The organism is Saccharopolyspora cebuensis (assembly GCF_039542665.1).
In the GTDB taxonomy this organism is placed as follows: domain Bacteria; phylum Actinomycetota; class Actinomycetes; order Mycobacteriales; family Pseudonocardiaceae; genus Saccharopolyspora; species Saccharopolyspora cebuensis.
In genome coordinates this window covers 65,448-78,952 of record NZ_BAABII010000007.1, presented here as the reverse complement: position 1 = coordinate 78,952, position 13,505 = coordinate 65,448, and the positions used below count along the sequence as shown (strand labels likewise).

At 72.8% G+C, this 13,505-nt stretch carries 12 protein-coding genes; 6 read left to right on the top strand and 6 right to left on the bottom strand.

The genetic code is table 11. From position 1 onward, the window contains the following. Nucleotides 1-265: 265 nt before the first annotated feature. Nucleotides 266-1,075, bottom strand: a complete 810-nt coding sequence (locus ABD976_RS13410; RefSeq protein WP_345362789.1) for an SAM-dependent methyltransferase — start codon at nucleotides 1,073-1,075, stop codon at nucleotides 266-268. Between the two features lie 122 nt (nucleotides 1,076-1,197). Here ABD976_RS13410 and ABD976_RS13405 point away from each other — a divergent pair, with 122 nt between their 5' ends. After that, complete coding sequence (locus tag ABD976_RS13405) at nucleotides 1,198-2,070, top strand: SDR family oxidoreductase (RefSeq protein ID WP_345362786.1); 873 nt, start codon at nucleotides 1,198-1,200, stop codon at nucleotides 2,068-2,070. Between the two features lie 10 nt (nucleotides 2,071-2,080). Here ABD976_RS13405 and ABD976_RS13400 read toward each other — a convergent pair whose 3' ends face one another. Beyond that, entirely contained in the window at nucleotides 2,081-2,710 is a 630-nt protein-coding gene (locus ABD976_RS13400; protein ID WP_345362783.1) for a VanZ family protein, read from the bottom strand. 443 nt (nucleotides 2,711-3,153) lie between these two features. On the opposite strand from ABD976_RS13400, the gene ABD976_RS13395 reads away from it, so the two are divergent. From ABD976_RS13395 to ABD976_RS13385, 3 genes are read left to right on the top strand one after another with little or no spacing between them, the layout of a single operon-like run. Beyond that, the gene (locus tag ABD976_RS13395; RefSeq protein WP_345362780.1) at nucleotides 3,154-3,888 is read left to right on the top strand and encodes an ABC transporter ATP-binding protein; all 735 of its coding nucleotides are present in this window, start codon (nucleotides 3,154-3,156) and stop codon (nucleotides 3,886-3,888) included. Further along, nucleotides 3,885-5,165: a DUF7224 domain-containing protein gene (locus tag ABD976_RS13390; RefSeq protein ID WP_345362777.1), complete on the top strand. Its 1,281-nt coding sequence runs from the start codon at nucleotides 3,885-3,887 to the stop codon at nucleotides 5,163-5,165. The genes ABD976_RS13395 and ABD976_RS13390 overlap by 4 nt, the downstream gene beginning before the upstream one ends. Further along, on the top strand, nucleotides 5,162-5,752 hold the full coding sequence (locus ABD976_RS13385; RefSeq protein WP_345362774.1) for a hypothetical protein: 591 nt from the start codon (nucleotides 5,162-5,164) through the stop codon (nucleotides 5,750-5,752). Before ABD976_RS13390 ends, ABD976_RS13385 begins: the two co-directional genes overlap by 4 nt. A 264-nt stretch (nucleotides 5,753-6,016) precedes the next feature. On the opposite strand, the gene ABD976_RS13380 is transcribed toward ABD976_RS13385, so the two are convergent. The 4 genes from ABD976_RS13380 to ABD976_RS13365 form a co-directional block, all read right to left on the bottom strand. After that, nucleotides 6,017-6,754: a succinate dehydrogenase/fumarate reductase iron-sulfur subunit gene (locus tag ABD976_RS13380; RefSeq protein ID WP_345362771.1), complete on the bottom strand. Its 738-nt coding sequence runs from the start codon at nucleotides 6,752-6,754 to the stop codon at nucleotides 6,017-6,019. A 16-nt stretch (nucleotides 6,755-6,770) separates the two neighbouring features. Further along, nucleotides 6,771-8,648: a fumarate reductase/succinate dehydrogenase flavoprotein subunit gene (locus ABD976_RS13375; protein WP_369775556.1), complete on the bottom strand. Its 1,878-nt coding sequence runs from the start codon at nucleotides 8,646-8,648 to the stop codon at nucleotides 6,771-6,773. 34 nt (nucleotides 8,649-8,682) lie between these two features. Beyond that, nucleotides 8,683-9,477: a hypothetical protein gene (locus ABD976_RS13370; protein WP_345362765.1), complete on the bottom strand. Its 795-nt coding sequence runs from the start codon at nucleotides 9,475-9,477 to the stop codon at nucleotides 8,683-8,685. A 142-nt stretch (nucleotides 9,478-9,619) separates the two neighbouring features. After that, nucleotides 9,620-9,901 (bottom strand): hypothetical protein, encoded by a 282-nt coding sequence (locus ABD976_RS13365; protein ID WP_345362762.1) that lies wholly within the window; start codon nucleotides 9,899-9,901, stop codon nucleotides 9,620-9,622. Nucleotides 9,902-10,316: 415 nt separating this feature from the next. Between ABD976_RS13365 and ABD976_RS13360 the strand changes: the two genes are divergently transcribed. Both ABD976_RS13360 and ABD976_RS13355 read left to right on the top strand, forming a co-directional pair. Continuing rightward, a complete protein-coding gene (locus ABD976_RS13360; protein WP_345362760.1) occupies nucleotides 10,317-11,105 on the top strand; it encodes an HpcH/HpaI aldolase family protein in 789 nt (262 codons plus the stop codon). Between the two features lie 130 nt (nucleotides 11,106-11,235). Then, nucleotides 11,236-13,497, top strand: a complete 2,262-nt coding sequence (locus ABD976_RS13355; RefSeq protein ID WP_345362757.1) for a xanthine dehydrogenase family protein molybdopterin-binding subunit — start codon at nucleotides 11,236-11,238, stop codon at nucleotides 13,495-13,497. The last annotated feature ends 8 nt before the right edge of the window (nucleotides 13,498-13,505 follow it).

The window sequence follows — 13,505 nt, the reverse complement described above, 5'->3', positions numbered from 1 at the left end:
GCGCCCTTCTTGATGTATGCCCATACACGGCATCAGGGCGTCCTCGCGAGAAGGCCGCTGAGAACCCGCGGCGGTGCAAGCTGCGAAGGTGGGGTACTGCGGAAGCGGCTATCGCCGCTTGCCTGACGGTGGTTCCGCTTGGCGCGTGCGTTGCCCGGAAGCGGCTTCCGCCGCTTGCCTGACGGTGGTCGCTGGTGGCGCGTGTGCTTGGCGCTTCGCCTTTGCGTTTTGGTGCGGTGCTTGCGCTGCGGGGTTGTGGTTGTGGTCAGGGTTTGCGGCCCACTCCTGCGTAGACTCCGGAGCGTTCCGCTTCCTCGTCCTCGTTCTCGGAGGGGTCCTCGTCCGGGCGCCACTGCGCGGTGAAGACCACGCCGGGGTCGAGGAGGTCGTACCCGGCGAAAAAGCGGGCGCACTCCGCCCGGTCGCGGACGATGAACCGGTTGGACACCCCGCGCGCGTAGTGCCGCACCAGCGCGGCGATGTCCGGCCGGTTGTCCAGGGTGCCGTGCGAAACGGCCAGGTAGGAACCGGGCGCGGTGGCGTCCCGGTAGCGCGCGACCAGCCCGTACGGGTCGTCCTCGTCGGGGACGAGGTGCAGGGCGGCGCAGAACAGCACGGCGATCGGCTCGTCGAAGTCCAGCACCGAGCGCACCTCGGGGTGGCCGAGCACCTCGTCCGGGCGGGTGAAGTCGGCGCGCACCGCGACGACCCCGTCGACGTCGCCGACCAGCATCCGGGAGTGCTCCACCGCGACCGGCTCGTTGTCCACGTAGGCGACGCGGGCGCGCGGCGCGGTGCGGCGGGCGATCTCGTGCACGTGGCCCGCGGTGGGGATGCCGGAGCCGAGGTCGAGGAACTGCTCGCAGCCGAGCCCGGCCAGCTCCCGCACGGCGCGTTGCAGGAAGGCCCGGTTGCGCCGGGCCAGCTCCCGGGTCGCCGGGAACATCGCGATGGCCTTCTCCGCGAACCGCCGGTCGACCTGGAAGTTGTGCGCCCCGCCCAGGTAGTAGTCGTAGACCCGGGCGACGTTCGGGGTGTCCAGGTCGATACCGCTGCCGCCAGCCCAACCGCTCATGTTCCTGATCATCACCCATCCCGGTTCTCCGCGGAGATCGTTCCGGGAACTCTTCCGCAACGACCCGGCACAACCTACTATCAGTAGCCTACCGCCGAGTAGGAACTGCCGAGGGAGTGCTCATGCCGAAGCTGGCAGGCAAGGTCGTCCTGATCACCGGAGCCGCGCGCGGGATCGGCGCGCAGACCGCCCGGGTGCTGGCCCGGCGCGGCGCCAAGCTCGCCCTCGTCGGCCTCGAACCGGCCGACCTGGCGGCGGTGGCCGCCGAACTCGGTGACGAGCACTTCTGGGCCGAGGCCGACGTCACCGACCCCGAGTCGATCCAGGCCGCGGTGGACCGCGCCGTCGAGCACTTCGGGCGGCTCGACGTGCTCATCGCCAACGCGGGGGTGGCGCCGCTGGGCACCGTGCGCAACACCGATCCGCGCGCCTTCGTCAAGACCGTCGACGTCAACGTCAACGGCGTCTTCCACACCGCGCGCGCCGCGCTGCCGCACCTGATCGAGCGCCGGGGCTACGTCCTGGTGGTGTCGTCGCTGTCGGCGTTCGCCCCGATCGGCGGCATGGCCGCCTACACCGCGAGCAAGGCGGGGGCCGAGGCGCTGGCCAGCGCGCTGCACTCGGAGGTGATGCACCTCGGCGTCGCGGTCGGCAGCGCGCACCCGTCGTGGATCGACACGGACATGGTCCGCGACGTCGAGGCCGACCTGGGCAGCTTCGCCGCGATGCGCGGGCGGCTGCCGTGGCCGATGCGGGCCACCACCAGCGTCGGCGAGTGCGCCACCGCCTTCGCCGACGCCGTCGAACGGCGATCGCGCCGGGTCTACGTGCCCAAGCCGATCGTCCTGATGCACTGGCTGCGCAACCTGCCCGCCTCGCGGCTGGTGGAGCGGCTGATGCTGCCGACGACCCGGCGGCTCGTCCCGCGGATGGAGCAGGAGGCCGCCGCGCTCGGGAGGTCGTTCAGCGAGCGCAACCAGAAGCTCCAGGGCTGAGCGGCCACGCTCAGGGGCGGTGCGCGGCGGCGGCCCGCTCCCGCTCCACCCGCTCGATCACCGCCCACGCGGTGTGCCGGTCGCCGCGCCGGGACGCCCCGTGGGCGGCGACCGCGGGCACCCGCCAGGGCGGGCGGACCAGGAGACCGCCGAGCGCGGCGCCCGCGGTGTTGAGCACCACGTCGTCCACCGAGGCCACCCGCCCGCTCACCGCGAGAAATTGCACGAGCTCGATGCCGCACGCCGCGACCAGTCCGCCGAAGGCGACCGAGGCGGCGCGGTCCGGCCAGCCCAGCCGCATCGGGACGAGCATTCCCAACGGCATCAGCAGCACGAGGTTGCCCGCCAATTGCAACCACGGCAGGGAATCACCCGGCGGCGCCGCCAACGCCACCGAGAAGTCGGTACCGATCTCCGGCCGGAAACGTTCCGCGGACGGACGTTGCGGGGTGAACACGAGAAATCCGACAGCGAGGGCGGAAAAGCACAGGAGCGCGTCCAGCACCGCCTCCCGGGCCGCGGCCACCGACCCGGACCAGCGCCGCACCACCTGCGAGAACGCCCCGACCAGCAGGGCCGCCACCAGCGGGACCACGATGGCCGGGACGAGGCCGTCGAAGGCCGCGAAGATCTGCTCCATGTTCGCCGCACTTCCCCCGGCCGGAAGGCCGGCGTCGAGCGAACACCGGAAATGACACTCCGCTGTGGATTCCCGATGCGGTCACATCCGAACGTAACGAGTCACGCCGTCGAATCCCCCGCGCTGGCGGGAAAGCGCCATTCGCACTCCGACGATCTCACGAATTGCGAAGTTCCACGCAAAATCGCGATGAACGCGGATGAATTCCCCGCGAACGCCCACCGCCCACAGTGGACGACCCGGGCGGAGCGGAGGCGGCGCGGCCGGCTCCGGCGGGGCGATGGCGCCCGTCATGCCCGCGTTCACCTCCGGTCGACCCTCGGGGGATTCCGCCTCCACGAGTACCCGCCCCCACGCCACCACCGACTATGACGATGATCACCGAGAACAACGATCCGGTCGCGCCGCCCCCGCGGCCCGCGCCCGCCCGCCACGCTCCTCGGGTGAGCATCGTCCGGATCGAGGACCTGAGCCATTCCTACGGCTCGCACCGAGCGTTGGACCAGGTCCGCCTGCACCTGTCCACCGGCGTGACCGCCCTGCTGGGGCCGAACGGGGCGGGCAAGAGCACGCTGCTGGGGCTGCTGTCCTCGTCGTTGCGGGTGCAGCGGGGGACGATCGAGCTCGCCGGGCTCGACCCGGTGCGCGACGCGCGGCGCTACCGGCGGGCGATCGGCTTCCTCCCCCAGCGGTTCTCGGTGCCCGGTCACCTGACCTGCGCGGAGTTCCTCGAACTGACGGCGTGGTGGCGCGAGGTCGCCGCGCGGGACCGCCGGGAGCTCGTCCGCGGTGCGTTGCGGTCGGTGGCGCTGGAGCAGCGCGGGTCGAGCACGGTCCGCGCGCTGTCCGGCGGGATGCAGCGGCGGCTGGGGATCGCCCAAGCGCTGGTGAACGCGCCCGACGTGCTGCTGCTGGACGAACCGACGGTCGGGCTCGACCCCCGGCAGCGCGCGGGACTGCGCGAGGTGATCACCGAGCTCGGCCGCACCCGCACGGTGCTGGTCAGCACGCACCTCACCGAGGACGTCGCGGCGCTCGCGCACCACATCGCGATCCTCGACCGCGGCCGGGTCGTGTTCCGCGGCGCGCCTGCGGAGTTGACGACGACCCCGGCGCCCACCGCGGCCGACCTGGACCGGGCCTACGAGCGGCTGGTCGGGGACGGTGAGCCGTGGTGAGCATCGCGGGGATCGTCGCGCGGCGCAGCGCCGCGCTCCCGGCCGCGCCGCTGGTCGTCGGCTTCGGCTGGTTCGCCGGGAAGCAGCAGGAAGGGCTCTGGTCGGTCGACTGGGCGATGGGTTCCGGCCAGGTCAACACCGCCCTGTTGTGGCCGGTCGCCCTGGTCGCGGCGATCGCGGCCTGGGACACCTCCCGGATGCGCCGCATCGACGCGGACGTCCTGGAACGCACCTATCCGCGCTCCGGCCTCGCGCACCTGCTGCTCAGCGGGCTGCCCGCGCTGCTGGTCGGGTTGCTCGCCTCCGCTGCGGCGCTGCTCGCCGTGGCGACCTCGATGCGCGGCGGTGGGCAACCGCTGTGGGACTACCTGCTGGTCGCCGAGCTGATGTTCGTCGCGGCGACGGCCTCCGGGGTCGCCGCCGGGTACGTGCTGCCCCGCTACCTGGCCGCTCCGGTGGTGGGCATCGGGCTGTGGTTGCTGCTCGCCTACGGCTCGATCAGCGACAACGCCTACCTGCGCCGACTGGTCGGCGTCGACATCGAGTGCTGCGCCGCCGCGCAGGAGCCGCTGGTCACGACGCTCGCCGGACAGGGGTTGTGGCTGGTGGCCGTCGCGATCGGCGCTGCCGCGGTCCTGTGCTGGCGCCGGCCGCGGCTGGCAGCGCGGGTCGGCGCGCTCGCGGTGGTGGTCGCCTTGGCCGGGCTCGGCTTCCTGCACCGCGGCGACGCCCGGCTGCTGACCGCGCGCCAACCCTCCGAAGCGGTGTGCCGCACGGGGTCCGAGGTGACCGTCTGCCTGTGGCCCGAGCACGCCGACCAGCTCCCGCGCTGGCTCTCGGTGGCCCGGGAGTACCGCGCGACGTTCGACGCCCTCGGCCCGGCGCCGGTGCTGTTCGCCGCGGACGGGACGAGGTGGTCGGCTCCCGAGGCCGTGCCCATCGGCGTCATCCGGCCGCACCAGACCGACGCGGACCTGCTCGAATCGCTGGCGCTGTCGACGGTCCGGCAGCCTCCGGACTGCGCCCGGATCCCCTCCGCGCAGCCCGGTGTGGTGAGCTACGGCCCCTACCCGGCGCGGGCCGGGCAGGACCTGGTGGCGGCGTGGATCAGGCACCAGGTGCGCCCGCACCTGCCGCCGCGCGCGCTGGGCGCTCCCGGGCGCACCGCCGAGGTCGAGCGGCTGCTGGCCGCCCCCGAGAACGCCCAGCGGGACTGGATCGCGCGGGCGGTGCGGGCCGGGGACGACTGCACCACCCCGACCCCGGAGCTGCCGTGAGCACCGCGGTCCTGATGCTGCGCGCCGTGCACTGGCCGCTGTTCGCGGCGGGGTGCGCGGTGGTCGCCGCGCTGAACGCGGTGCTCGGCGCGATCGAGCTCCCGGTACCCGTGCCGAACACCGGTGAGGTCGACGTCCCGCTGGGGCTGTTCAGCCCGCTGCTGCTGGCGTGCGGGATCGGCCTGCACGTGAAGTCGCCGACGCGGTTGTGGGACACCAGCCCGCGCCCCCGCTGGCCGGTGCGCGCGGGCTGGGCGACCGCCGCGTTCCTGCCCGCCGTCCTGGCGTGCACGCCATTGCTCCTGCACGGCGGGCCGCTCTGGGCGGCCGGGGTCCGCAACGTCCTCGGGCTCGGCGGAATGGCGCTGCTGACCGCCGTGGCGGCCGGGGCCACCCGGAGCTGGATGGTGCCGTTCCCCTACGTCCTCGCCGCCCTGCTGCTGGGGACCGCCGGGCCGGAACCGCACTCGTGGTGGGCCTTCGCGGTCCACGACGCGAGCGACGCCCGGGGCGCGGCGCTGGCCCTCGCCCTGCTGTGCACCGGAGTCACCGCGTTCGTCATCCGCGGCGCCCGCCCCGAGCACTGAACACCAACCCAACCACCGCCAGGCAAACGGCGAGAGCCGCTTCCGCCCGCGTACGCGCTCGTCCGTACCACCGTCAGGCAAGCGGCGAAGGCCGCTTCCGCCTTGCCCCACCCTCGCAACCGGCACCGCCGCGGGTTCTCAGCGGTCTTCTCGCGAGGACGCCCTGATGCCGTGTATCGGAATACATCAAGAAGGGCGCCCGGAGCGAGAAGGCCGCTGAGGTTCCGCCACCCGCACCGCCACGCAAAGGGAGCAACGGGACCCTCACCGGCGGAACAGCCAGCGGAGGGGGTCGTAGCGGCGGTCCGCCACCCGCTCCTTGAGCGGGATCAGGGCGTTGTCGGTGATCTGGATGTGCTCGGGGCAGACCTCGGTGCAGCACCGGGTGATGTTGCACTGGCCGAGCCCGTGGTCGCCGCGCGCCTGCTCGGCGCGGTCCTCGGCGGTGTCGAGCGGGTGCATCTCCAGTTCGGCGACGCGCATCAGGAAGCGGGGGCCCGAGAAGGACTCCTTGTTCGGCTCGTGGTCCCGGATGACGTGGCAGGTGTCCTGGCACAGGAAGCACTCGATGCACTTGCGGAACTCCTGCGAGCGCGCCACGTCGACCTGCTGCATCCGGTACTCGCCCGGGCCGAGGTCGGCGGGCGGCTGGAAGGCGGGCACCTCGCGGGCCTTGACGTAGTTGTAGGAGACGTCGCAGACCAGGTCCTTGAGCACCGGGAAGGTGCGCATCGGGGTGACGGTGATGGTCTCGTCCTCGGCGAAGGTGGACATCCGCGTCATGCACAGCAGCTTCGGCCGCCCGTTGACCTCGGCGGAGCACGACCCGCACTTGCCCGCCTTGCAGTTCCACCGCACCGCCAGGTCGGGGCACTGGGTGGCCTGGAGGCGGTGCAGGATGTCGAGCACCACCTCGCCCTCGTTGACCTCCGCGGTGAAGTCGCGCAGCTCGCCGCCCTCGGCCGAACCGCGCCACACCCGGAAGCGCGCCTGGTATCCCATCGGTCCTCCTGCGGTTTCAGCTCGCGGGCAGCTCGTCCTCGGTGAGGTACTTGCGGAGTTCCTCCAGCTCGAACAGCGCCAGCAGGTCGGCGCGGATCGGCTGCTGCTCCCGCTCGGTGACCTCGACACCGCTCCCGGTGTCCCGGCACACCAGCAGGGAGCGGCGCCAGCGCGGTTCCATCGACGGGTGGTCGTCGCGGGTGTGCCCGCCCCGGCTCTCGGTGCGCAGCAGCGCCGCGCGGGCCACGCACTCGCTGACCAGCAGCATGTTGCGCAGGTCCAGGGCGAGGTGCCAGCCCGGGTTGAACTGCCGGTTGCCCTCCACCGACAGCCGTTCGGCGCGCCGTCCGAGGTCGCCGAGCCGGTCCAGCGCGTCGTCCATCTCGTCGGCCTTGCGGATGATGCCGACCAGGTCGTTCATCACCTGCTGGAGCTCGGCGTGCAGGCCGTAGGGGTTGGCGCCGCCCTCGGTGCCGAACGGTGCCTCGGCGCGGCGCGCGGCGGCGGTCACCTCGGCGTCGTCGACCTCCGGCCGGGCGGCCAGCCCGCCGACGTACTCGGCCGCGCCGAGCCCGGCCCGGCGGCCGAAGACCAGCAGGTCCGACAGGGAGTTGCCGCCGAGCCGGTTGGACCCGTGCATCCCGCCCGCGACCTCCCCGGCGGCGAACAGCCCGGGCACCGAGGCCGCGGCGGTGTCCGGGTCGACCTCCACCCCGCCCATCACGTAGTGGCAGGTCGGCCCGACCTCCATCGGTTCGGCGGTGATGTCGACGTCGGCCAGCTCGCGGAACTGGTGGTGCATCGAGGGCAGCCGCCGGGTGATCTCCTCCGCGGAGAGCCGGCTCGACACGTCGAGGAACACCCCGCCGTGCTCCCCGCCGCGGCCTTCCTTGACCTCGTTGTTGATCGCGCGGGCGACCTCGTCGCGGGGCAGCAGCTCCGGCGGTCTGCGGTTGGCGTCCGGGTCGGCGTACCAGCGGTCGGCCTCGGCCTCGTCGTCGGCGTAGTTGTCCTTGAACACCTCGGGGATGTAGTCGAACATGAACCGGCTGCCCTCGGCGTTGCGCAGCACCCCGCCGTCGCCGCGCACCGACTCGGTGACCAGGATGCCCTTCACGCTCGGCGGCCAGACCATCCCGGTCGGGTGGAACTGGACGAACTCCATGTTGATCAGCGACGCCCCGGCCCGCAGCGCCAGCGCGTGCCCGTCGCCGGTGTACTCCCAGGAGTTCGAGGTGACCTTGAACGACTTGCCGATGCCGCCGGTGGCCAGCACCACTACCGGGGCACGGAACAGCACGAACCGCCCGCTCTCCCGCCAGTAGCCGAACGCCCCGGAGATGGCCCCGTCGCTGGTCATCAGCTCGGTGACGGTGCACTCCTGGAACACCCGCAGCCCCGACTCGGGATCACCGGTGCGCGCCTGGTCGTCCTGCTGGAGGGCGACCACCTGCTGCTGGAGGGTGCGGATGAGCTCCAGCCCGGTGCGGTCGCCGACGTGCGCGAGCCTCGGGTACTCGTGGCCGCCGAAGTTGCGCTGGCTGATCCGCCCGTCGGGGGTCCGGTCGAACAGCGCGCCGTAGGTCTCCAGCTCCCACACCCGCAGCGGCGCCTCCTTGGCGTGCAGCTCGGCCATCCGCCAGTTGTTCAGGAACTTCCCGCCGCGCATGGTGTCCCGGAAGTGGACCTGCCAGTCGTCCCGCGAGTTCACGTTGCCCATCGAGGCCGCGATGCCGCCCTCGGCCATCACCGTGTGCGCCTTGCCGAACAGGGATTTGCACACCACGGCGGTGCGCAGCCCGCGCGACCGGGTCTCGATGGCGGCGCGCAGCCCCGCGCCGCCGGCTCCGATCACCACGACGTCGTAGTCGTGCCGCTCGATGTCCACGCTCACTCCTCGCTCGCGGTCTTGCGGGTGGCCGCGCCGCTCAATTGATCAGCCTCGGGTCCGGGAAGGCCCCGCTGGCCACCAGCAGCACGTAGAGGTCCACCAGGGCCACCGAGAGCAGCGACGCCCAGGCCAGCTGGGCGTGCCTGCCGTTGAGCCAGGTCGCCTTCGTCCACAGCCAGTACCGCACCGGGTGCCGGGAGAAGTGGTTGATCCGGCCGCCGACGAGGTGGCGGCACGAGTGGCAGGACAGCGTGTAGGCCCACAGCAGCGCGGCGTTGACGACCAGCAGCACCGTGCCCAGCCCGATGCCGAACCCGCCGTCGGCGCCGCGGAACGCGATCACCGCGTCGTAGGTGAGCACCGCGGCGACCGGCAGCGCGGCGTAGAAGAAGTAGCGGTGGGAGTTCTGCAGCAGCAGCGGGAAGCGCGTCTCGCCGGTGTAGCGGCGGCGCGGCTCGGGCACCGCGCAGGCCGGCGGCGACGCCCAGAACGACCGGTAGTAGGCCTTCCGGTAGTAGTAGCAGGTCAGCCGGAAGCCCAGCACGAACGGCAGCACGAACGTCGGCGGCGGGATCCACGGACCGAGGTCCGGGAACGGCTGGCCCCAGTGGCTCGACCCCGGCACGCAGGCCGCGCTCAGGCACGGCGAGAAGAACGGGGCGAGGTAGTGGTACTCGGGCACCCAGTACCACTGGTTGAGGAAGACGCGGACCACGCCGTAGACGACGAACGCGGTCAGCGCGAGGAAGGTGGCCAGCGGCGGCAGCCACCAGCGATCGGTGCGCAAGGTGCGCGCGACGACGCGCGCTCGGCCGGCGGGAGGTGCGGACATTCAAGACCTCGATGTCGTGCGGTGTCCTGTTCACCTGCGCTGCCCATTGTGGAACGGCGGCACGGCCCGCAGGTAGCCCACCAACCGGGTCAAACCCGCCGCGCCGTTGCGCCGAACGAGTTGCCGAGTTCCCCGGAACGCGCTATTGCCTCCGGCCGCCGATGCCCTCGTCGTCGGCGTCGCGCCACAGCTCCGGGTCGTACGGGGTGTCGGGCACGAGCACGACGTCCTCGGCCTCGACGCTGCGCCGGGGCACCGGCATCGCGGCGGACAGGTCGGCGAGGTCGATGTCGAACCGGTCCAGGTCGTTGCTGAGCCGCCGCACGCCGGGGACGTCGCCGTAGCGGGTCCGCAGCGCGCCGACGCCGCTGCGGAGCTGGTTCAGGGTCCGGCGCAGCTCGGCCAGGTCCTGCGTCGAAGGCATGGGCACCACCTCTCACCCGGGGACGCGGGCCGGTTCCGCCCGCCCCCTCGACTGTGCCGCCCGCGCCGCGATGTGACAAGGGTCACTGGAACGATCGTGAGCGCGATTCGCCCGTTCGGCGGTCGCCGCCGGGCGGCACCGGACCCACCCGAGGAGCGGCGTCCGGCCGCGGCGACGCGCTCGCGCCCGCGCCACGGACGGTCCACTGTGGTCCCGCCGCGTCCCGTTCTCCGCGCCGTGCCGCGGATCGCCCCGCTGCCGGGCCGAGGAGCGTTGCACCGGGCGAGTCCGCTGCCCTAGTCTCCGCTCCGGGAAGCCGCGCGACCGCCTTCCCCGACGGCGCCCGCCTCCGACGCGAGGGCAGCGTCCGGGACGTCCACCGCGCACCGGCCGGTCGGCCGCACCGAGGAGGAAAATGGTGTCGCTGCGAGAAGTCCTGACATCCGGCGAGCCGACCATCGGGGGCTGGTGCTCGCTGCCGAGCGCGTTCAGCGCCGAGCTGATGGGCCGGTCCGGCTTCGACTGGGTCTGCGTGGACACCCAGCACGGGCTGATCGGCTACGACCAGCTCGTGCCGATGCTCCAGGCTCTCGCCGCCACCGGCACGCCCGCGCTGGTCCGGGTGCCGTGGAACCAGCCGGACCACATCATGAAGGCCCTCGACGCGGGCGCCCAGGGCATCATCGTGCCGATGGTCAACGACGCCGAGGACGCCCGGCGGGCCGTGCGCGCGGCGAAGTACCCGCCGCTGGGCACCCGGAGCTGGGGTCCGATCCGCGCCGCCCTCGACGTGCCGGACTACAGCCCCGCCCGCGGCGACGAGCGCACCGTGCTGGCCGCCATGATCGAGACCCCGGACGGCGTGGCCAACCGCGACGCCATCCTGGCCACCCCCGGGATCGACGCCTGCTACGTCGGACCGTCGGACCTGGCGCTGGGGCACGGGATGACCCCGACCCTGGACGTGGTCGACGGCGCGCACGCCGGGCTCGTCGGCGCGATCCTGGAGAGCTGCCGCGAGCACGGCGTGCTCCCGGGCATCCACTGCGACGGCGTCGAGGGCGCGCGGCGCTGGCGGGAGGCGGGGTTCCGGATGACCACGCTGGCCTCGGACGCCGCGCTGGTGCGGCGGACGGCGACCCAGTGGGTCGACCGGTTGCGCGGCGGCCGGGAGGAGGCGGTGAGCCCGGACTCCTACGCCTGACGGACCGGACGGATCCGCCGGTGGCCGCAAGGACCCGGCCACCTTTACTCGGCCGCGCTTCCCGCGTAAGAACTAGATCGAGGGAAGCCGATCAACCGCCCACCGATACTGCGTTGACTGCGAGGAAGCATTGAGCATTCTCGGCACACGGGTCGAACGACGCGAAGACCCGCGCCTTCTCACCGTCGGCGGCATCTACGGTGACGACCTGCGGGAACCGGCGCTGGACGGCGCCCTGCACGTCACCTTCGTCCGCAGCCCGATGGCCCACGCCCGGATCACCTCCATCGACACCGAGCAGGCCGCCGCGGCACCGGGCGTGGTCGCCGTCGTCACCGGTGCCGACGTGGACCTGCCGCCGTTCGCCCCGGACGCCGGGATCAGCGGGATGCCCCCGGCCGCGATGGGCCGTCCGCACCTGGCCACCGACGTGGTCCGCTACGTCGGCGAGGCGGTCGCCGCGGTGCTGACCGAGACCCCCGCCCAGGGCGAGGACGCGGCCGAACTGGTCGAGGTGGACTACGACCCGCTGGACGCGGTGGTCGACGTGGGCGAGGCGCTGCGCGACGAGAACCTGGTCTTCGCCGACGCGGGCACCAACCTGGTCGGCGCCACCGAGGAAGCGGGCGACGCGCTGTTCGAGGGCTGCGAGGTCGTGGTCCGCCGCGAGATCGAGAACCAGCGGGTCGCCCCGGTGCCGCTGGAAGGCCGCGCCGCCGCCTGCGCCTGGGACGGCGACAAGGCGACCTTCTGGCTGTCCAACCAGAACGCGCAGGCCTGCCGGGACGCCCTGATGGCGAACATGGGCCTGTCCCAGGAGCAGGTCCGGGTGATCACGCCCGACGTCGGTGGCGGGTTCGGCGCCAAGATCGGCGTGGAGTCCGAGGCGGCGCTGCTGGCGTGGCTGGCCAAGCGGGTCGGGCGTCCGACGCGCTGGTCGGAGAACCGCGGCGAGAACCTGATCGGCATGACCCACGGCCGCGCCCAGCGGCAGGTCGTCACCATCGGCGGCGGGCGGGACGGCACCATCCAGGCGTACCGGCTGGAGATCGTCCAGGACGTCGGCGCCTACCCGAGGATGGGCGCGTTCCTGCCCTTCTTCACCAAGATGATGGCCAGCGGCGTCTACGACATCCCGGCGGTGGAGTGCAGCGCGAAGGCCGTGGTCACCAACACCACGCCGATCGGCGCCTACCGGGGCGCGGGACGACCGGAGGCCACCGCGGCGATCGAGCGCGCCGTGGACCTGTTCGCCGCCGAGATCGGCGCCGACCCGGCCGAGGTCCGCCGCGCGAACCTGATCAAGCCGGAGCAGTTCCCGTACCGCACGCCGGGCGGGCTGGTCTACGACACCGGCGAGTACATCGCGGCGCTGGACGCGGTGCTGGACTCCGCCGACTACCGCGCGCTGCGCGCCGAGCAGGCCGCCCGCCGGGAATCCGGCGCGGTCAAGCAGCTCGGGCTCGGGCTGGCCTGCTACGTCGAGATCACCGCGCCGAACAACACCGAGGGCGAGACCGGGCACGTCGAGATCCGGCCGGACGGCAGCGCGCTGGTGCTCACCGGCAGCTCCCCGCACGGCCAGGGGCACTGGACCTCCTACGCGATGCTGGTGTCCGAGCGGCTCGGCATCGACCTGGACCGCATCGAGGTGGTGCACGGCGACACCGACCGCATCCCGAACGGCGTCGGCACGATGGGGTCGCGCTCGTTGCAGCTCGGCGGGTCGGCGGTGCACCGCGCCGCGCAGGACGTGTGGGAGAAGGGCCGCAAGCTGGCCGCCGAGATGATCGAGATCGACGAGGCCGACCTGGAGATCAGCGACGGCCGCTGGGCGGTGCGCGGCACCCCGGGCGTGTCGGTGTCCTGGGCGGAGCTGGCCGAGCGCGCCGGCGCCGAGGGGCTGGCCGCCGACGTCCACTTCACCGAGGACAGCCCGTCGTTCCCGTTCGGCACCCACCTCGCGGTGGTGGAGGTCGACGTCGAGACCGGCAAGGTCGACTACCTGCGGCACATCACCGTCGACGACGCCGGGCGCATCCTCAACCCGGTGCTCACCGAGGGGCAGCGGCACGGCGGCATCGCGCAGGGCGCCGCGCAGGCGCTGCTGGAGGAAGCGGGCTACGACGCCGACGGCAACCCGCTCAACGCCAACCTCGCCGACTACGCGATCATCACCGCGGCGGAGCTGCCGTCCTTCGAGCTGCTCACCATGGAAACACCCACCGACCTCAACCCCTTGGGCGCCAAGGGGATCGGCGAGGCGGGCACGATCGGGTCGACGCCCGCGGTGCAGAACGCGGTCGTGGACGCGCTGTCCCACCTCGGAATCCGGCACGTCGACATGCCCACCACGCCCCAGCGGGTGTGGGCCGCGATCAACCAGGCTTGAGGAGCGTT